Below are 19,107 nucleotides of genomic sequence, written 5' to 3'. Positions count from 1 at the left end.
ACGGGTTTTCCCTTCGTACGCAGCGTCACGCCGCCCGAAGGGACGACTGCGTGACCGCCTCGGCCATCTGCCCGTTGGCCGGTGAGGCGACAGTGGTCGCTGGACCGCAGAGCCGGGGACAGCACCATGCGATCCAGCGTGCGCGGGTGCCGTTGCGACCCAGGGCCGGCGCACGACGCTGTGTGCGCGGTAACGAACGTCGCATCCGCCAGGTCCGTGCCGGCATGTGCCGATGTGATGCCGGTCACGGCAAGCGCTCCCGACCGCTCGGCCGGATCGCTGGCATTCGCAAAGCGCAGCGCCTTTGCGCAGCGCGTCCGCGTGTGCAGTGGCACGCGATGCAGGCTTGGCTGGCGATGCGTCTGGCCGGCATGCCGCCGCCGACCAGCATCGGACAGGGGAGGCGCGAGGTGAACTACCATTTCATTTCCGGGCTGCCGCGGGCGGGCTCGTCCTTGCTGGCCGCGTTGCTGCGACAGAACCCGCATGTGCACGCCGATGTCACCTCGCCGGTGGCGCGACTGTACGCGGCGATGCTGATGGGCATGAGCGAGGAACATCCCTCCAACGTGCAGATCGACGACGCACAGCGGGTGCGGCTGCTGCGTTCGGTCTTCGACGCCTATTACCAGGATCGCCAGGGGCTGGGCACGGTGTTCGACACCAATCGCGCCTGGTGCAGCCGCCTGACAGGGCTGGCGACGCTGTTCCCGCACAGCCGCCTCATCTGTTGCGTTCGCGATGTTGGCTGGGTCGTCGATAGCTTCGAGCGCCTGGCGCAGACCCAGCCGCTGCGCTTGTCGGCGTTGTTCGGTTACGACCCGGAAGATTCGGTCTCGTTGCGCGCGGACCTGCTGACCGCGCCGCGCGGCGTGGTGGGCTATGCACTGGACGGGCTGCGCCAGGCGTTCTACGGCGAACATGCCGATCGACTGCTGCTGTTGCGCTACGAAACGCTGGCGCAGCGGCCGGCGCAGGCGATGGAGCAGGTCTACGCCTTCCTGCAACTGCCGGCGTTCGCGCACGACTATGCTGGTGTCCAGGCCGAGGCCGAACGCTTCGATGCCGCGTTGCAGATGCCGGGCCTGCATCGCGTCCGTCGCGGGGTGCAGTATGTCCCCCGGCGCAGCGTGTTGCCGCCGGCGCTGTTCGAGCGGTTGCAGGAGCTGGCCTTCTGGGAACGCGGGCCCTCGCATGGAGCCCTGCTGGTATGAGCAGGCGCGTGGCGTGGCAGCGCACGGCGACGCGGCGGCACTGCCGAGCAGGCGGCCAGCACGGGCCGGCGTCGGCGGCCGCCGGCGGATGACGACCCTGTTTCGACGCGAGGCGGTGGACTACCGGCAGCGCAGTCGGCTCGGGCCGGTGGTGCTGCGCCAGCATGGCGCGCTACGTTGGTGCGTAGGCCTGCTGATGACGACCGTGATCCTGCTGCTGGTCGGATTCTTCCGCCTGGGCTTCGCGCGCAGCGAGACCTTGTATGGCACGGTCGTCCCGGCGGGCGGACTGATCTCCGTCACCACACCGCAGTCGGGCGTGGTGGTGCAGGTCGGCGCCGTGCAGGGCCAGCGCGTCGCTGCGGGCCAGCTGCTGTTCGTGTTGTCGGCCGAACATCGCGACGATCGCGGGCGGCCGACCCAGCGCGCTGCTGTGGTGCTGGCCGAACAGCAGCGCCTGGCCGTCGAGGCGATGGCGCAGTTGCGTGCCCAGGGGCGCGTGCAGCAGCAGGCGGCTGCGCGGGCGCTGGCCGGCCTGCGCGACCGCTTGCAGCAGATCGACGCCGAGCTGGACTTGCTGCGCCATCGGCAGCAACTGACCCAATCGATCGAGCAACGTTACCGTACCGCGTTGACGCGCGGCCTGGTCAGCCAGCAATTCGTCGATGAGAAACAGGCCGACGTGCTCGACCAACGCGCGCATACCCTGGAGCTGCAGCGCGAGCGCATGGCCTTGGCCGATGCGCTTGCGCAGGCCCAGGCCGAGGTGCAGCAGTTACCGTCGAACTTGCGCCAACAATTGGCGATGGCCGGTGCCGGCCTGCAGGAGGACCGGCGTGCGGCGATCGAGCAGGCGGCCGCGTCGCGTTGGGAAGTGCGCGCGCCGCGTGCCGGGCGTGTAGCGCTGCGACCGCTGCAGCGCGGGCAGGCGGTCGCGCAGGGGCAACGCCTGGCCGATCTGCTGCCGACGTCGATGGCGACCGAGGTCGTGTTGTATGCGCCCTCCAGGGCCGCCGGGCTGATCGGCCCCGGCATGCCGGTGCAACTGCGCTTCGATGCCTTGCCCTACCAGCACTACGGTCAGTTCGCCGGGCAGGTGGTCGAGATCGCCGTCGCGCCCGAACCGCCGCGTGTCGACTCGGTCTCGGTAAGCGAGCCGTTGTACCGCGTGCGGGTGCGCCTGGCCGGGGATGCCGCGCTGCGTGCAGGACGCACGGCGGTCCTGCGACCGGGTATGCGCGTGCAGGGCACGCTGGCATTGGAATGGCGGCGCTTCTCGCAGTGGGCATTCGAGCCGCTGTCCAGTTTGCACGGCACGCTGCGATGAGCCGCTGGTGGGCGCAGTTGCGCCGAGCGTCCGGCGTGCGTGGATTGCCGATGATCCTGCAGGGGCAAGTCGGCGAATGCGGATTGGCGGCCATGGCCATGATCGCCCACTATCACGGTTGCCACATCGGCCTGGCCGAACTGCGCCGCCGCTTCCTGCTATCGCGACAGGGCACCAACCTGGCCAATCTGGTCGCGATCGCGCAGGCGCTCGGTCTGCAGGCGCGCGCGTTGCGGCTGGAAATGGACGCGCTGCCGGAGTTGCAGCTGCCCTGCGTCGTGCATTGGGATCTCAATCATTTCGTCGTGCTCAAGCGGGTGGGCACCCGTCGTCTGCAGATCCACGATCCGGCCAGCGGGCCGCGGAGCCTGACGCCGGGCGAATTCTCCCGGCATTTCTCCGGGATCGCGCTGGAACTCAGCCCGGCCGCCGACTTCCGTCCGCAAGCTGCGGCGCCGGCAGTGGCGTTGTCCTCGTTGATCGGTCGTGTCCACGGGCTTGGACGTGCGGTCTGGCAGGTGCTTGCGTTGGCATTCGCGCTCGAGGTACTCAGCCTGGGAATGCCGTTCCAACTGCAGTGGATCGTCGATCAGGCGGTGCCGTCGGCCGACATCGGGTTGATCCATGTCCTTGGCGCCGGGTTCCTGTTGCTGGTGGTCCTGCAATCCTGCATCGCCCTGCTGCGCGGATGGCTGATCGCCAGCGTGTCGGCACAGCTGGGTTTTCAATGGATGGGGCAGGTGTTTGCGCACCTGCTCGCGCTGCCGTTGGCGTATTTCGAGAAGCGTCACCTCGGCGGAATCCAGTCGCGATTCGCCTCGATCGTGCAGGTGCAACGCACCTTGACGACCGGATTCACCCAGACCCTGGTCGATGGCGTGCTGGTGATCGGCACCCTCGGCCTGATGCTGGTCTACAGCGTCGGCCTCAGCGCGATCACGCTGGTGGCGGTAACGCTGTATGCGGCGACACGCTGGCTGTGGCTGCGGAGGATGCGCGAAGCTGCCGCCGAGCAGTTGTTGTGGGACGCGCGCCAGCACACCCACCTGCTGGAGAGCGTGCGCGGCATCCAGGGCGTGCGGCTGTTCGGGCGCCAGCAGGTGCGGCGCATGGACTGGACCCATCTGCTGGCCGAACAGACCAATGCACAACTGCGCCTGGCGCAGGGCGAGGTCTGGCAGTCGTCACTCAAGCGCCTGCTGTTCGGATGCGAGCGGGTGCTGGTGATCTGGCTCGCCGCGTTCGCGATCCTGCGCGCAGAGCTTTCGCTGGGCATGCTGTTGGCATTCATGGCCTATCGCGAGCAGTTCGCCATGCGCTTGTCAGAGCTGATCGATCGGCTGGTGGAGTTCCGCCTGTTGCGCGTCCATCTGGAGCGGGTGGCCGACATCGTCCACCAGCCGCGCGAGGAGGCCGCCGATCAGCGCATCGATGCGCCTGCCTGGAACGACACCACCATCGAACTGTGCGGCATCGGCTTCCGCTATGCCGACGATACCCCGGCCGTGCTCGAAGACGTCAGCGTGCGCATCGCCAGCGGGGAATGCGTGGCCATCACCGGCGCGTCAGGGTGCGGCAAGACCACCTTGGTCAAAGTGATCCTCGGGCTGCTGAAACCCAGCGCCGGACACGTAAAGATCGGCGGGCGCCCGCTGAGCGAGACGGCGCTGACGCCCTATCGCGCCATCGTCGGCACGGTGATGCAGGACGATCTGCTGTTCACTGGATCGGTCAGCGAAAACATCAGTTTCTTCGACCCGGAGCCGGATCAGGCGCAGGTCGAACGTTGCGCGCGCATCGCCGGCGTGCACCAGGAGGTGGAGCAGATGCCGCTAGGCTACGCCTCGTTGTTGAGCGAGGCGGGTACCGGGTTGTCGGGCGGGCAGCGGCAACGCGTCTTGCTGGCACGCGCGCTGTACAGGTCGCCACGCATCCTGGTGCTGGACGAAGCGACCAGCCATTTGGACGTCATGAACGAGCAGCGCGTCAATCGCGCCATCCAGGCAATGCAGGTCACCCGGATCATCGTGGCGCATCGGTGCGAAACCGTGGCCATGGCCGCGCGCGTCATTACCCTGGAGCAGGGCCGGGTGGTGAGCGATCAGCCGATCGCCGATTGGCAGCGGCTGCAGGAGCGCTCCGCCGCAGCCAACTGATCGCTGCCGTTGGCCGCTGGCGCCGAGCACTGCCGGCGCCGTCATTGCCGGGTGCGCAGCCGCTCGGCTGGGCAGGATGACGATGCCGTGCTAGGACGAAGCGGACGCGGCTGCGATTTATGTGCCTGCGTGCCGCGCATGCGCTCCATCGCTGGCCGCATGCGGTGGCAGTTGGCGTAAAGTGTCGGCTTGTTTGCCCCATGCCTGCCGCTGCGCTCGTTGGCCTGACCACCGCTGCCGGTGCCTGCGCGTGGGGAGTCCTCCGGGTACCGTTGCGCATGACTTCTGCTGTTCCCTCCACCCGTCGCATGGCGCTGCTGCTGGCCGGGCTGGCGATGTTCGGCCCGTTTTCGATCGACACCATCTTCCCGGCGTTCTCGCAGCTGGGCCGCAGCCTGGCGGTGGACCAGGTGGCGATCCAGCAGACCATCAGCGTCTATCTGCTGGCGTACGGCCTGATGAGCATCGCGCACGGGCCGTTGTCCGATGCCTGGGGCCGCAAACGGGTGATCCTGGGCGGGCTGGCCTTGTTTATCGCCGGCTCCATCGGCTGTGCGCTGTCGCAAGACTTGCCCACGCTGCTGGCATTCCGCGCGCTGCAGGGCCTGTCAGCCGGCGTGGGCATGATCGTCGGGCGGGCGGTGATCCGCGACCTGTTCCATGGCCCGGACGCACAACGGCTGATGAGCCAGGTGTCGATGATCTTCGGGATTGCGCCGGCCATCGCGCCGATCATCGGCGGCTGGATCCTGCTCAGTGGCGGCGGCTGGCCGTTGATCTTCTGGTTCCTGGTGGTGTTCGGCCTGGTGCTGCTCATCGCAACCCTGACCTGGCTTCCCGAGACCCACCCCGTGGAGGCGCGCACGCCGCTGCAGTTCAAACGCCTGTTGCAGGATTACGTGCGCATCGGCTTCAACCCGCGCTTCCAGCGCCTGGCCGCGGCCGGTTCGTTCAACTTCGCCGGCATCTTCCTGTACATCGCGTCGGCGCCGGTGTTGATCATGCAGCACCTGAAGCTGGGCGAAGGCGATTTCGCCTGGCTGTTCATTCCCACCATCGGCGGCATGACGCTGGGCTCGTTCCTGTCCGGGCGCATGGCCGGGCGCATGCAGCCGGTGCGGCAGATCCGCATCGGCTTCATCTGCTGCGGGGCGGCGGCGCTGGCCAATCTGGCCTACACCTTTGCGGTGGCGCAGATCGCGCTGCCGTGGGCGGTGCTGCCGATCTTCCTGGCCGGCGTGGGCATGGCGCTGATCTTCCCGATCCTGGCGCTGGCGGTGCTGGACATGTACCCGCAGCAGCGCGGCCTGGCCTCTTCGCTGCAGGCCTTCACGCAGTTGATGACCAATACGGTGGTGGCCGGGGTGCTGTCGCCGCTGCTGAGTGAGCATCCGCGGCATCTGGCGATCGGCATGACCGGCTTTTTCTTGCTGGGCTGGCTATTCTGGCGCTGGGAGCGCCGCAGCGGCCGCCGTCTACGGCACCGCCAGGCCACCGAGGCAGTGCCTCTGGAGCCGGCCGACCACCTCTGACCTCACAGGAGCCTGCATGTCCACCGATTCCAAGTTGCGCCGTGATGCCCGCAAGCGCGCCGCCGAGCGCCAGCGCAACCAGGCCGCCGCCAATCCCGCGCCGGTGTCCCCGATCGAACCGCATGCCGAACTCCGCGACCAGCAACGCACCCTGTTGGCCGGCATCGTCCGCCGCGACGGTGAATGGGTGCTGGGCATGGATGGCCGCATCGCCGGCGAAAGCACCAGCGCCGCCCAGGTGCTGGCGCTGATCATGCGCGCGGCCGAGTTGCACGAACGCCAGGGCACCCCCGTGCGGCTGACCTACTCGGACGCCCTCAAGGACGCCGCGCACGCCGAAGCCCGTGCCGACGGCATGGAGTTCGAGCAGTTCAAGACCAGGTTGAGCGAACGGTTGCAGGGCGGCACCAAGCTCAACTGATCCTGCTGGAACAAGCGCTGCTAGACGCACTGCCTGACACGTCTGCTGTCCACGACAGCGTTGGGTGTCAGTCAGGGCGTGTCACTGGACGCGCAACAGCGGGTGGACGATGCCGAAGTAGATGGTGCAGCAGCCTGCCGCAGGTCGCCAAAGCGATGAGCATGCTCATCGCGATCACGGTTTGATCAGTGGCAAGATGCCACCGCGCCATGCAGGCGGGAAACGCTGGCAGCTGCGCGCTGTGTTGCGAGCCGATCGATCCCGGCCACTGCCAGCAATAAGCAATCGTCAGGTGCCACGCCAGCGACAACAGCACCGCCAACGCTGCGATGCACCCACCTGCCGTCATACAGACCAGCAACCACCGCGTGCAACGCTGACCGATCATCGACGCAACACCTCGCTGTCAGAGAGCGCTGCGCCTGAGCAATCTGCCGAAGCGACGGTTGGCCAGTGGTCGACGCTTTCCCTTGCCATGCGTCATCAGCGCGCCGTCGCAGGCGCAGTCGTCGTGGTTGCCGGAGTGGCGGCCGTTGCCTGCCACCCGCACATCTGCCCTTGATTCTGCTGCTTGAGCCATTCGCTCATCGGCGCGAAGTATTCCAGCATCGGGCCCGCATCGAGTCTGTCGTTGCCGGTGAGTTCCTTGAGTGTGGTCTGCCAGGGTTGGCTGGAACCACGCTGCAGCATCGACCAGAACTTCTGCCCGGCGTCCTTGTTGCCGTAGAAGCTGCATTCGTACAGCGGCCCCTGATGGCCGGCGGCCTGGCACAGGCCTTTGTAGAATTGGAATTGCAGGATATGCGCCAGGAAATAGCGCGTGTACGGCGTGTTGCCCGGCACGTGGTACTTGGCGCCAGGGTCGAAGAATTCTTCGCCGCGCGCGCCGACCGGCGCCACGCCCTGGTACTTGGCTTTCAGTTCCCACCAGGCCTGGTTGTAATGCTCGGGCGTGATGGAGCCGTCGAACACGCCCCAGCGCCAGCGGTCGATCATCAAACCGAACGGCAGGAACGCCACCTTGCTCAGGGCCATGCGCATCTGCGAATTGATCAACGACTCGCGGCCGGTCTGTTGCTCGCCCACCATGCCGATCGACTGCAGGTACTTGGGCGTCATCGCCAGCACGATGGTGTCGCCGATCGCTTCGTGGAAGCCATCGTTGGCGCCGTTCTGAAACAGCGGCGGCAACGGGTTATAAGCCAGGTCGTAATAGATGTGGCCCAGTTCGTGGTAGATGGTGGTGAAGTCTTCTTCGGTCGGCTTGATGCACATCTTGGTGCGCACGTCCGCGCCGATGTTCTGGTTCGGCTCGCCGCCCATGTTCATGTCCCAGGCGCTGGCGTGGCACACCACATCGCGGTCCAGCGGCTTGATGAACTGCGAGCGCTGCCAATACGTGTCCGGCAGCTTGGGCATGCCCAGCGATGTGTAGAAATCCTGCGCGCGTTCGGTCATCTGCTTGGCGGTACGCAGCTGCGCCTCGCGTTCGGCGTTGAAGCGTGCGGCCGCGCCACCATCGCCGCCGGTGTTGCGCGCCAGCACTGCGCTGAGGTTGCCTTGGTACTGCTTTTCCAGCGCGGAGGTGATGTCCAGATCACCGGCGCCAGGGTAGGGCTGCAGCAGATCCCACAGGTTGCTCCAGTCCTGCTGCCACATATTGCCCATCAGGTGTGCCGGCAACAGGCCGCCGGCGACCTCGCCCTTGTCCTTGCCGTATTGCGTATCGAGTTTGCCGCGCGCATAGCACTGCAACTGCGCATACAACGGTTTGACCTGTTCCCACAGACGGTCGGTTTCGCTGGCCAGTTGCGCCGGCGGCATGTCGTAGCCGCTGCGCCATAGCACCCCGACGTCGGCGAAACCCAGCCCGCGTGCGCCCTCGTTGGCCAGTTCGACGAAGCGTTGGTAGTCCTTGCGCATGGGCTGCGCAGTGCTGTGCCAGCCCTGCCAGGCGTCGAGTTGTTCGTTGTAGTCGCGGCTGCTGGCCAGCACTTGCTCCAACTCGCCGAGCTGGCGGCAGCGGCGCTGCTCGCCTTCGCCCACGCAGTAGCTGCCCGCGCCGTAATCGCCTTCCATCTTGGCGGCGATGCGGGTGAGTTCGGCCAGCTTGGCCGGGTCGCGCGGTGCGGGCAGGGCACTCATCAATTTCAGCAATTGCAGCGCACGCGCACTGTCGGCCGACATCGGTGTGCCGGCGTACTGCTTGGATTGTTCGATCCACCGGTCCAGCTGCGCCAGCGAGCGTTCGTTGGCCTTGGCCGCCAGCAACTGCGAATCGCCGTTGATGTAGGTCGACGACAGCCACTGCGCCGCAGTGATTTCCGGATAGGCCGCCTTGTATTCGGCGCTGATGCGCGCAACGAACTGGTCGGCGCTTTCGGCCAGCGCGGTCTTGCTCGCCACAGGTGTGTCCGGTGGTGCCGCATCCCGGCGGCAGGCCGACAAGCTCAGGGTGCCGGCAGCCACAGCCAACGCCAGCAACAGCAAACGAGGATTCACGGGTGGTCCTTGCAGTGAAGTCCGGCGAAGGCTAGAGCGCGCCGGGGTTCAGGGCAAGGGGCAACGCACGCCACGCATGCGATGTGCGGCGCGGGCAGACGCAGGCGTTGGCGATCAGCGCAGCGTGGTGCCGGTGCACTTGGCGAACAGGTCGCGCTCGGGCGCATAGACGCTGGTCTTGACCTGCATCAACCCAAGCACGGACGGGAACAGCGCATCCTGATCGGTATATTGCCCTGCACGGTGGCGCAGGCAGGCTTCATCCAGGCCGCGATCGCGCGCGAACTCCGGCGAGAACCACATCACCATCGGCACATGGGTCTGCTCCTTGGGCGCGATGGCATACGGAACGCCATGCAGGTACAGGCCTTTTTCGCCAAGCGATTCGCCGTGATCGGAGAGATAGATCATCGCCGTGTCGTAGTCCGGCAGGCCACGCAGCGCGTGGATGGCCTGATTGAGGAAATGGTCGGTGTACAGGATCGAATTATCGTAGGCGTTGACGATGTCCTGGCGGCCGCAGCTGCCCAGATCCGCGGTCTTGCACACCGGCTTGAAGCGTTCGAACTGCGCCGGGTACCGTTCGAAGTAGCTCGGGCCATGGCTGCCCAGTTGGTGCAGCACCACCACGCGGTCGCCAGGCTTTGCGCGCACCTGCGCAGCCAGGTCGCTCAACAGGATCTCGTCCATGCAGCGGCCATCGGCGCACAGGCCCGGTGTGGTGGCATCGTCCAGCTTCTGGATCTCCAACCCGTCGCACACGCCCTTGCAGCCGGACTGATTGTCGCGCCACAGCGTCGAAATGCCGGCATGTTCCAGCACATGCAGGAACGACTGATGGCCACGAATCATGTCTTCGTTGTAGTCGCGACGCCCGTAGGGCGAGAACATGCAGGGCACCGAGACTTCGGTGCTGGTCCCGCACGAATGCATGTCGGGGAAGTTGATCACCCCTGCCTGTGCCAGCTCCGGCGTGGTCTGTCTGGCATAGCCGTTGAGTCCCCAGTTCTGCGCGCGTGCGGTTTCCCCCAGCACCACCAGCAACAAGCGCGGGCGGCTGCCCGGCGCGCGCGGCGTGGCCATGGCGTCGTGTTCGATCGGCTGTTTGGGAGCACGCTTGATCGGCGATTCGGATTTGAGGTTTTGCCGCAATGCCACGATGTAATTGATCGGCGTGGCCAAATAACGCACTTCGCGGTGATTGCGCATCAGTGCGGAAATATCCTGCGACGAGAGCATGGCGCCAGCAGCGCCCACCACTGCGACCACCAGCAGGAAGCCCGATCGCACCAGCACCGCCTTGCCCGCACTGCGTGCGCGCAAACGTGTGCGCCACAGCAATGCGGTCGGAATCAGGAAGTAGCACACCAGCGGCAGGATTAGGCCCGGCGTGAGCAACTCGCGCGATTCCTTGTGATCGGTATGCAGCACGTTGCGCAGCATGTCCGCATCCAGATAGACGTTGTAGCTGTCCATGTAGTGCGCGGCCAGCGCGGTGGTGAACAGCAAGAGCGTCAGCAGCGGCTTTGCATTCCAGCGCCAGACCAGGATGCCCAGGAGCAGCGCATGCACAGCCACCAACAGCGCCATCAACGAGATCGCAAACCCGATGCTGCCCGGATGCGTGGCCATGGCCGTGCGCCAGAACAACTGATTGCACACCAACGCAAAAAACAGGCTCGACAGCAGCACCAACGCTTCGGTCGACACCGTCGGCCGCGTACTCCACGTCAGCGCGCGCAGGCCACCACGCCTGCGCGGTTCCGGCAACCAGGTACTCATGCTGCATCCCCCGAGAGCAACACCAATCCAAGCGCGCGACGCGGCCGTTGCAGCATCACGCAGTACAGCGCCAGTGCGCTCACCCAGCAAACCGCCAGCGACCACAGGTCATGCGAGAGAAAATGCGCGCCGCGCAATTGTTGCGCAACACCGAAAATGAGACCTGCTGCCAAGCCTATGAACAAACCTGCAAACCGCCATGCAGGACGGAGCGCCAGCGCACAAAAATACAGTGCCACCCACGCATAACCGGCACTGGCATGGCCGGCAGGAAAACACCCGGACGCGGCGATGCCGTGGCGCGATTCGAATAGCCCGATCATCGCTTGCGTACCGCCATAGCGGCTCAGATCCCATGGGCAATCCATCGCCGTCCACGACTTGAGCAGCGACACCAGCGAGGTCGACAGCGCGACGGAAGCGGCCAGGTAGGTCAGCGGCCAGCGCAACACCTTCAGGCGCGGCCTGCACCACGCAACGATGGCCAGCACCAGCACGCCGACTCCGGCTGCCGTGCTCAACCATTTACCCACGCGGTGGATCACGCCGCTGGTGAACCAGTGGTCCTTGAGTAACCAGTGGCCGCCTTCCAACCGATACAGCGCATCGGCGATCCATTGGTCGCCACCGGCGCCCATCAGCAGCGCGCTCGCCAACAGGACGCAGGCCAGGGGCAGCCACAGATGGCGTACGAGGAAGTGCGTCTCCACGCCGCTGGCGGTATGCGCCACGGTCGGCGCACGGATGGGAAGCGTTGTCATCGAGATGGCGGCCTGTGTCAATGCCCGACATCTTCGAAACCCGGATGTCGGAAAGCGGTCGGACCGGGGTTGCCCGGCCGTTAACCCGACACCAAGCGTTCAGTCTGCATCGCCTTCGCTACCGGTTTGTTCGGCGTCGGACGCAGCGGTGATGCAACCGGCATGCCACGCCGTGCCGGGCAGCAACTGCCATTGATTGCGATTGGACTCGCCGATATCGATGCGTTGCGCCGGATCGATACATGCCGGCACCGCCTGCTTGAGCACGAACAGCCAGCGAGTGTGCGGCGCTTGCGCAAGCCACGGGCCGGCCTTGGCCCATTGGTCCTGCCAGCTCGCCTTGAAGCCGAAATCGGTCACCGGGCGATCGGCCTGCAGCAGGTTCTGCTCGCGCCAGGCCAGCATGCCCAGCTGCGCGTCCGGGCCGATGCGCTGGCCCACGCGCTGCATCAGACGTGAGGACGAACTATAAGGATCCAGCGCCGGCATCAACCCCAGGCCGAACACCGTCCACAGCGCGGCGGTCATCACCACCAACGCGGTGCCCGCGCGTTTACCGCGCGACCATGCACTCGCCGCCAGGCCGACCACGCCCAGGCCGATCAACCAGAAACCCACCGGCTGCAGCGAGGCAAGCTCCATGCCGCGCTTGACTGCGGTGTTCTCGGCCCAGTGCAGATGCAACGCAATGCCGCCGCCCAGCGCCAGGCCGGCGACGGCAAGCAGCAGCACATACCCGGTCAGCAGCGCCCGCACGCCGCGCCGGCGCAACAACCCCGCCAGCAACGGCGCCGCGGCAATGCACAGTGCCGGCAGCATCGGGAAGATATAGACCTCGCGTTTGCCCGGGCTGGCGCTGAAGAACAGCAGCACCAGCACGCTCCAGGCCAGCAGCAGCACATAGCGCGGGTCGCCGCGGCGCAGTCGCCGCCACCAGGCCGGCAGCAGCCACGGCAACAACAGGCATCCGGGCAGCCACAAGGTGGCGATCACCTGCAGGTAGTACCAGAACGGTTTGACGTGATGCCAGGCGTGCGCGTAGCGCGTGCCGGTCTGCTTGAACAACAGCTCGTGCGCATAGGCATGCAGCTGCGGGTCGTCGCTGTGCCACAGCGCGATGCCCAGCGGCCCCAGCCACACCGCCGTACCGGCCACGAACGCCGGCAGCACCAGTGCCCAGCTGCGTCCTGCCAGCGCGCGCGCCGGCAATACGCGCCAATGCGTACGCCGCAGCGCCATCCACGGCAGCAACAGCAGCAGCGGCAGAAAACCGACGCCCTTGGTCACCGTGCCGACGCCGGCAGCAAACAGGCCCAGCGTCCAGGCGCGCCAGTCCGGCCCGCGCAGCAGGTGCCGCAGCAGTCCCCACAACGACAGTGTGGTCAGCGCCACCAGCACCATATCGATCTGCGCACGCTTGGCCATCAGGCCGAACTGCAGCACCGTGAACAAGGCCAGCACCGCGTGGGCCGCCACGCGCCGCGTCCAGAGCCGGCGCGCGATATCCCAGGTCAGCCACAACGTGGCCAGCGCGGCCAGCAGCGACGGCAGCACGAAGGCCACCGGCCAGTGCGGTACCAGTTCGTAGGTGGCCGCCTGCAGCCACATGAAGACCGGCGGTTTTTCTGCATACAACTCGCTGCCACGGTGCGGCAGCAGCCACTGGCCGGTCTCGACCATGGTGCGCGCGGCCAGCACGAAGCGCGGCTCGTCCGGCGGATTGGGTTGGCGCATGCCCAGCCCGGCCAGCAAGCTGACGACGATCAACAGCAGCGCGGCCAGCAGTGCACGCTGGCGGGATAAGGAGGCAGCGATGGCAGGCGACACGCGCACGCCCTGAGTAAATGCGGGCAGACACTATCTGGCAAGTGGGTCGGAAATTTGTCGGAGCCGAGCCTGCGTGATCGCGCATCGCAGCGCAGGCATCGCCATGCGCGGCTGCCGAAGCGCAACCGGTTGGAAGGCCGTACCGGCGATAGCGGTCGCGTTTGGCCGGCCTCGGTTAGGATGCGCACACTGTGCCTGCCGGGCCGTCCTGGAACCCCGCTCATGCGGCTGCTGGTCATTGAAGACAACCGCAATATGGTTGCCAACCTGTTCGACTATTTCGAAGCGCGCGGGCATACCCTGGACGCCGCGCCCGATGGCGTCACCGGCCTGCATCTGGCGACCACCCAGCATTACGACGCATTGATCCTGGACTGGATGATGCCGCGCATGGATGGACCGGAAGTGCTGCGTCGGCTGCGCGAGCAGCACCAGTCCGAATTGCCGGTGATCATGCTCACCGCACGCGACGAACTGCCGGACAAGATCGCCGGCTTCCGCGCCGGCGCCGACGACTACCTGACCAAACCCTTCGCACTGCCCGAGCTGGAGGTGCGCATCGAAGCCTTGCTGGCGCGTGCGCACGGCCGTCGCCGCGGCAAACTGCTGCAAGTGGCCGACCTGCGCCTGGACCTGGCCACGCTGGAAGCGACGCGCGCCGGCCAGGTGCTGCATCTGTATCCGGCCTGCCGCAAGTTGCTGGAGGTGCTCATGCAGGCCAGCCCGGCCGCGGTGACGCGGCAACGCCTGGAGCAATCGTTGTGGGGCGACGATCCGCCCGACGGCGACATGCTGCGCTCGCATATCTATGAGTTGCGTCGCAGCGTGGACGGCCCGTTCGCGCAAAAACTGATCCATACCTTGCCGCGGCTCGGCTACCGGCTGGCGCAGCTGGATGCGGCCGATGCACCTGGCGCTGGCGACTGCAGCGATGTCTAAACAGCGCCCGTTGGGTCGCCGCGTGCTGGTGTGGTTGTTCGGCTACACGCTGCTGATGACCCTGGCGGTGTTCGGTACCGCGCAGTACCTGCACGAACGCGCCGAACACGGCGTGTGGCGCTCGCTGCTCAATTCCGAACTGGACAGCATTCTCGAGCGCAGCGTGCAGAATCCGGAGTATCACTGGCAGGACTCGGACACCTTGCGGCTGTACCGCGTCGACGATGTCGCGCGCACGCCTCCGGTCTTGCGCACTCTGCATCCCGGCCTGCACGACGGTCTGGAGATCGCCGGCCGCCAGAGTGCCGTGATGGTGCGCGACACCGCGCATGCCGGCCGCCTGGCCCTGGTGCTGGACATCACCGATTTCGAAGCGCTGGAAAAGTTCCTGACCCGCTGGATGCTGGCCGCTGGCATCGCGCTGATCGGCATCACCTTGCTGATGGGCACGTATGCGATGGCCCGGCTGGTGCGCCCTTTGGTGGAACTTGCGCGCGACATCGGGGCGTTGCGTCCAGGGCAGCGTGCGCAGCAGATTGCGGTCGGGCCACAGGGCAGCGCCGAACTGTACGTGATTGCCGATGCGCTCAACGATTATCTGGAACGCAACAGCCAGTTCGTCGACCGAGAGCGGGCCTTCATCGACAGCGCCAGCCACGAATTGCGCACGCCCATCGCGGTGATCGGCAATGCGGTGGAGCTGGCGCTGGAGCAACCCGGCACGCCGCCGGCGGTACGCCACCAGCTGCAGCGCATTGCCCAGACCAGCGCCTCGGTCGAGCAGTTGATCACCTTGCTGCTGGTGCTGGCCAAGGACCCCGGCCGGCTGGTGCGCAGCAGCGATGCGTTGCGGCTGGATCAGTTGCTGCCGGACATCGTGGCCGACCACACGCACCTGTGCGCCGACAAGGATCTGCAACTGGTCGTGGACCCGTTGCCGCCGTGCAGCCTGGTCGCCCCGGTCGCCATCGTGCAGACGGCCATCGGCAACCTGCTGCGCAACGCCATCGAAAACAGCGACCGCGGCATCATTCGCATCTCGCTGTCGGCGCCCGGCGTGGTCCGCATTGCCGACCCCGGCCATGGCATGACGCCCGAAGAGATCAGCGCCATCTATACGCGCCTGGCGCGCGGCAACGCACGCCAGGGGAGTGGCATCGGGCTGGAGCTGATCGGACGGTTGTGCGAGCACCTGGGCTGGCATCTGCAGCTGGATTCCAATGCAGGGCAGGGCACGGTGGCCACGCTGGATCTCTCCGGCGCCACGGCAACGGGATCCTGAGGCCGATCATTCGACCGACTGCGCTCAGGCCAGACGGTGCGTCCGCTACTCGGTACTGCAGGTGCCACACGTTCGCCGTGGCTGCTGCGAACGCCGCACCGCCCTGATGCCCGTCGCTGCTGACCACTGCTCGCTGCGGTTGGGCAGCCACTTGAACGCGCCGCGCAAGCTCAGGCAGGCAACAGGCCGCGTGCGTCCAGCCAGCTGCGCGCGTTCTCCGCGTCCTGCTCGAACCAGGCACGGGTGGAGCCCAGCCGATACGTATAGCCCCAGCTGTCCATGTCCGCCATCAGGCGCGCGCTGCCCACGCCGGGCAGTTGCTCGGCCAGCAGGATCTGCAGGTAACAGGTGGCGTCTTCTTCCTCCACCGAATCGGTGGCGTCGGTATGCACGGCGGCGCGTTTTTCCGCAGGCAGCACGATCAGATGTCCGGCTTCGTGCAGGAGCGAATGCACCGGTGTGTCGTCGCGCACGTAAACGTCGCAGCCGATGATGCCGGCTTCCGGTTCGCCCCAGAAACTGCCTGGAATCGCTGCACCACTGTCCACGCGATGCAGGCGCAAGCCATAGCGCGCGAGCAGGGCGGCAGGTGCGTCCAGGCCGATATCGGCCACGCACAGGACATCGGTAGCGGTGGGTGTGGCAGTGGGGGCGGTGGTCACGCGCAATGGCTCGCGGTCGGGTCACATGCAACAACGGCACCGTGCGAACGCGGTGCCGTTGTCGGCGCTTACTTGTCGCCGTCTTCCGGCAGGGCGACCGAGATGTCCAGCACGTCGTGTTCGCCGTCCTTGACCAGATCCACGCGCACCGCATCGGCATCGATGTTGACGTACTTCTTGATCACTTCCAGCAGTTCGCGCTGCATCAGCGGCAGGTAATCCGGCCCGCCGCGGTGGTTGCGCTCCTGCGCAATGATGATCTGCAGGCGGTTCTTGGCCGTCTCGGCGGTGTTTTTCTTGCTCTTGAGAAAATCGAGCAGGCCCATGCTTACCCTCCGAACAGCTTGCTGAAGAAGCCTTTCTTCTCCACGGATGTGAATCGCATCGGGCGCTCCTCGCCCATGATGCGGGCGACTGCGTCGTCATACGCCTGGCCGGCCGGGGACTCGGCATCCAGGATCACCGGCTCGCCCTTGTTGGAGGCGTTGAGCACGTCGCCGGATTCGGGAATCACGCCGATCGCCTTCAGGCCCAGCACTTCTTCCACGTCGGTGATGCTGAGCATCTCGCCGCCTTCCACGCGGCCCGGGCTGTAGCGGGTCAGCAGCAGGAACGCCGGCACGGCCTTGCCTTCTTCGGCCTTGCGGGTCTTGGAATCGAGCAGGCCGATGATGCGGTCCGAGTCGCGCACCGAAGAGACTTCCGGATTGACCACCACCACCGCGCGGTCGGCGAAATACATCGCCAAGAACGCGCCTTTTTCGATGCCGGCCGGCGAATCGCAGACGATGTAGTCGAAGCCGTCGGCGGCCAGGTCCTTGAGCACCTTTTCCACGCCTTCCTGGGTCAGCGCGTCCTTGTCGCGGGTCTGCGAGGCGGCCAGGACGTACAGGTTCTCGAACCGCTTGTCCTTGATCAGCGACTGCTTGAGCGTGGCTTCGCCGTGCACGACATTGACGAAGTCGTACACCACGCGCCGCTCGCAGCCCATGATCAGGTCCAGGTTGCGCAAGCCGACGTCGAAGTCGATGACCGCCACCTTCTTGCCGCGTTTGGCCAGCCCGCAAGCCAGGCTTGCGCTGGTGGTGGTCTTGCCGACGCCGCCCTTGCCGGAGGTGACTACGATGATTTCAGCCAAAGGATTTCTCCGAATATTTCTGTGGTTGGGCCGCGTCAATCAAGCGCAGCGATCTTGATCTGATCCTGCTCCAGCCAGACCTGGACGGCCTTGCCACGCAGGTCCATGGGAACATCGTCCAGCACCTTGTAGTGGCCAGCGATGGCAACCAGTTCGGCGTGGAAGTCGCGGCAGAAGATGCGCGCGTCGGGATTGCCCTGCGCGCCGGCCAGAGCGCGGCCACGCAGGGTACCGTAGATATGGATGCTTCCGTCGGCGATGACCTCGGCCCCGGCACCGACCGTACTGAGTACGGTCAGGTCGCAGTTCTCCGCGTACAGCTGCTGACCCGAACGCACCGCGGTGCGCTGCATCCGGCCCGGCGCCGGTCGCGCGGCCGGCGGTGCCGGCTCGGCACGTGCGGGCGGCGGCGGTGGCGGTGGCGGACTGACCGCGGTCGGCTCGTACTGCGCGCGAAATTTGGCCAGCAGCGGCACGCCCAACTGCTGGGACAGCAGGTCGATCTCGCTGGTGCCGTAGGCCAGCGCCACCGGCAGCACGCCGGCATCGCGCAGGCCGTCCAGCAGCGCCTTGGCCGTAGCCAGGTCCGGCACCTGCGACAGCCCGCCGAAATCCAGGATCACCGCCGCACGGCCGAACAACTTGGGCGCGCGGCTCACGCGCTCGCGCATTTCCTGCACCAGCCGCGGCACATCCAGCGTCCGCACACGCAGGTTGGCGATGCCCACCTGGCCGATCTTCAGTTCGCCGGCCTGTTCAAAATCCACATTCACACTTGCCACAACTCAGCTCCCCGTCGATGGGCTAGCGGTGGTGGCGGCATGACGCGGCCGGCCCACCCACGGCAAGTGGTCGGGCAACTTGCCGCCATAGGTCTCCTTGACCCACCGATAGCTGCACATGTCTTTCATCAGCATGCTGGCGCGCACTTCCACATCGGGCATGGTGTTCTGGCCAACCTCGCGGAAGCCGAAGCTGCCATGGAACAGCAAGGCCGCATCTGCGCCATGGTCCAGGAACACCTCGCACGCCAGCTGCGGGTAACGCAGCTCGGTATAGCTCTGCACATCGGCATAGAACGCCCGCCCGACGCCACCGCCGCGGCGGCGGCTGGCGACCACGATGCGGTCGATATAGAAGAATTCCGGGTGACGGTCCCGGAACCAAGCGAAATTGCTGCTGTCGTGCGCACTGCCGCTTCCGAAACCGACCAGAAACCCGGCCAGGTTGCCGTCGCGCTCGGCGACGCGGAAATACTCGGCCTGCTCGTAGAAACGTTGCAGCCTGGTTGAATCCAGCGGCAGGATCGCCAGTCCGGCATTGTTGTTCAGGGCCAGGACGGAATCGAGCTCGTGCTCGCGCACGTCGCGGATGACGATCGACATTGGGACTCCGTGGGGTAACGCGTCGACCCGAAATCGGATCTGCGTCGGATTATTACATGCGGGGCCTGAAGCGGCGACCCAGCGCATGCGATCGGCCGGCGCGCGGCAGGTGCCGGCGTGCAACGGCGCGTCGGCACAGGCGCTGTGCGGGTCCGACATCCGCCACCCGTGCACCTGCC

The 19,107-nt window shown here is 66.3% G+C and carries 16 protein-coding genes; 7 read left to right on the top strand and 9 right to left on the bottom strand.

Going from position 1 to position 19,107, the window contains the following annotated elements; all coding sequences use genetic code 11:
- The first annotated feature begins 410 nt into the window (after nucleotides 1-410).
- The 5 genes from raxST (at nucleotide 411) to AC1POX_RS16025 (ending at nucleotide 6,650) form a co-directional block, all read left to right on the top strand.
- Nucleotides 411-1,214: a RiPP modification sulfotransferase RaxST gene (raxST, locus tag AC1POX_RS16045; RefSeq protein WP_029818891.1), complete on the top strand. Its 804-nt coding sequence runs from the start codon at nucleotides 411-413 to the stop codon at nucleotides 1,212-1,214.
- Nucleotides 1,195-2,541, top strand: coding sequence for an HlyD family secretion protein (locus AC1POX_RS16040; RefSeq protein WP_078537057.1), 1,347 nt, complete (start codon nucleotides 1,195-1,197; stop codon nucleotides 2,539-2,541). Before raxST ends, AC1POX_RS16040 begins: the two co-directional genes overlap by 20 nt.
- Nucleotides 2,538-4,697, top strand: coding sequence for a peptidase domain-containing ABC transporter RaxB (gene raxB, locus AC1POX_RS16035; RefSeq protein ID WP_372356376.1), 2,160 nt, complete (start codon nucleotides 2,538-2,540; stop codon nucleotides 4,695-4,697). Before AC1POX_RS16040 ends, raxB begins: the two co-directional genes overlap by 4 nt.
- A gap of 278 nt (nucleotides 4,698-4,975) precedes the next feature.
- Entirely contained in the window at nucleotides 4,976-6,229 is a 1,254-nt protein-coding gene (locus AC1POX_RS16030) for a multidrug effflux MFS transporter (protein WP_057680976.1), read from the top strand.
- A gap of 16 nt (nucleotides 6,230-6,245) precedes the next feature.
- Nucleotides 6,246-6,650 (top strand): hypothetical protein, encoded by a 405-nt coding sequence (locus AC1POX_RS16025; RefSeq protein WP_003484384.1) that lies wholly within the window; start codon nucleotides 6,246-6,248, stop codon nucleotides 6,648-6,650.
- A gap of 483 nt (nucleotides 6,651-7,133) precedes the next feature.
- Here AC1POX_RS16025 and AC1POX_RS16020 read toward each other — a convergent pair whose 3' ends face one another.
- The 4 genes from AC1POX_RS16020 to AC1POX_RS16005 all read right to left on the bottom strand — a co-directional run bounded on the left by AC1POX_RS16020 (nucleotide 7,134) and on the right by AC1POX_RS16005 (nucleotide 13,528).
- The gene (locus AC1POX_RS16020) at nucleotides 7,134-9,152 is read right to left on the bottom strand and encodes a M2 family metallopeptidase (RefSeq protein WP_372156916.1); all 2,019 of its coding nucleotides are present in this window, start codon (nucleotides 9,150-9,152) and stop codon (nucleotides 7,134-7,136) included.
- Between the two features lie 114 nt (nucleotides 9,153-9,266).
- Complete coding sequence (locus AC1POX_RS16015; RefSeq protein WP_014089619.1) at nucleotides 9,267-10,934, bottom strand: phosphoethanolamine transferase; 1,668 nt, start codon at nucleotides 10,932-10,934, stop codon at nucleotides 9,267-9,269.
- Entirely contained in the window at nucleotides 10,931-11,695 is a 765-nt protein-coding gene (locus tag AC1POX_RS16010) for a phosphatase PAP2 family protein (protein ID WP_029818899.1), read from the bottom strand. Before AC1POX_RS16010 ends, AC1POX_RS16015 begins: the two co-directional genes overlap by 4 nt.
- A gap of 99 nt (nucleotides 11,696-11,794) precedes the next feature.
- Nucleotides 11,795-13,528 (bottom strand): ArnT family glycosyltransferase, encoded by a 1,734-nt coding sequence (locus AC1POX_RS16005; protein WP_136733002.1) that lies wholly within the window; start codon nucleotides 13,526-13,528, stop codon nucleotides 11,795-11,797.
- 216 nt (nucleotides 13,529-13,744) lie between these two features.
- Between AC1POX_RS16005 and AC1POX_RS16000 the strand changes: the two genes are divergently transcribed.
- A complete protein-coding gene (locus tag AC1POX_RS16000; protein ID WP_003484375.1) occupies nucleotides 13,745-14,461 on the top strand; it encodes a response regulator transcription factor in 717 nt (238 codons plus the stop codon).
- The gene (locus AC1POX_RS15995) at nucleotides 14,427-15,743 is read left to right on the top strand and encodes a sensor histidine kinase (protein ID WP_029818902.1); all 1,317 of its coding nucleotides are present in this window, start codon (nucleotides 14,427-14,429) and stop codon (nucleotides 15,741-15,743) included. The genes AC1POX_RS16000 and AC1POX_RS15995 overlap by 35 nt, the downstream gene beginning before the upstream one ends.
- A gap of 170 nt (nucleotides 15,744-15,913) precedes the next feature.
- On the opposite strand, the gene AC1POX_RS15990 is transcribed toward AC1POX_RS15995, so the two are convergent.
- The 5 genes from AC1POX_RS15990 to AC1POX_RS15970 form a co-directional block, all read right to left on the bottom strand.
- Nucleotides 15,914-16,405, bottom strand: a complete 492-nt coding sequence (locus AC1POX_RS15990; protein ID WP_372356375.1) for a hypothetical protein — start codon at nucleotides 16,403-16,405, stop codon at nucleotides 15,914-15,916.
- 68 nt (nucleotides 16,406-16,473) lie between these two features.
- Nucleotides 16,474-16,731: a cell division topological specificity factor MinE gene (gene minE, locus AC1POX_RS15985; protein ID WP_003484370.1), complete on the bottom strand. Its 258-nt coding sequence runs from the start codon at nucleotides 16,729-16,731 to the stop codon at nucleotides 16,474-16,476.
- 2 nt (nucleotides 16,732-16,733) lie between these two features.
- On the bottom strand, nucleotides 16,734-17,543 hold the full coding sequence (minD, locus tag AC1POX_RS15980) for a septum site-determining protein MinD (RefSeq protein WP_005930297.1): 810 nt from the start codon (nucleotides 17,541-17,543) through the stop codon (nucleotides 16,734-16,736).
- A gap of 35 nt (nucleotides 17,544-17,578) precedes the next feature.
- Nucleotides 17,579-18,325, bottom strand: a complete 747-nt coding sequence (gene minC / locus AC1POX_RS15975) for a septum site-determining protein MinC (protein WP_011346732.1) — start codon at nucleotides 18,323-18,325, stop codon at nucleotides 17,579-17,581.
- Nucleotides 18,326-18,328: 3 nt separating this feature from the next.
- Entirely contained in the window at nucleotides 18,329-18,928 is a 600-nt protein-coding gene (locus tag AC1POX_RS15970; RefSeq protein ID WP_008574695.1) for a GNAT family N-acetyltransferase, read from the bottom strand.
- Nucleotides 18,929-19,107 lie beyond the last annotated feature (179 nt).

This window comes from Xanthomonas sp. NCPPB 3442 (assembly GCF_056725145.1).
Note: the sequence above shows the minus strand (reverse complement) of the source record. Positions and strands in the feature narration are given on the sequence as shown.

Bases quoted from the DNA above. Each gene is read 5' to 3' on its own strand.
- AC1POX_RS16040 (WP_078537057.1), top strand. From the start codon at position 1,195: ATGGAGCCCTGCTGGTATGAGCAGGCGCGTGGCGTGGCAGCGCACGGC.
- raxB (WP_372356376.1), top strand. From the start codon at position 2,538: ATGAGCCGCTGGTGGGCGCAGTTGCGCCGAGCGTCCGGCGTGCGTGGA.
- AC1POX_RS16030 (WP_057680976.1), top strand. From the start codon at position 4,976: ATGACTTCTGCTGTTCCCTCCACCCGTCGCATGGCGCTGCTGCTGGCC.
- AC1POX_RS16025 (WP_003484384.1), top strand. From the start codon at position 6,246: ATGTCCACCGATTCCAAGTTGCGCCGTGATGCCCGCAAGCGCGCCGCC.
- AC1POX_RS16015 (WP_014089619.1), bottom strand. From the start codon at position 10,934: ATGAGTACCTGGTTGCCGGAACCGCGCAGGCGTGGTGGCCTGCGCGCG.
- AC1POX_RS16010 (WP_029818899.1), bottom strand. From the start codon at position 11,695: ATGACAACGCTTCCCATCCGTGCGCCGACCGTGGCGCATACCGCCAGC.
- AC1POX_RS16000 (WP_003484375.1), top strand. From the start codon at position 13,745: ATGCGGCTGCTGGTCATTGAAGACAACCGCAATATGGTTGCCAACCTG.
- AC1POX_RS15995 (WP_029818902.1), top strand. From the start codon at position 14,427: ATGCACCTGGCGCTGGCGACTGCAGCGATGTCTAAACAGCGCCCGTTG.
- minE (WP_003484370.1), bottom strand. From the start codon at position 16,731: ATGGGCCTGCTCGATTTTCTCAAGAGCAAGAAAAACACCGCCGAGACG.
- AC1POX_RS15970 (WP_008574695.1), bottom strand. From the start codon at position 18,928: ATGTCGATCGTCATCCGCGACGTGCGCGAGCACGAGCTCGATTCCGTC.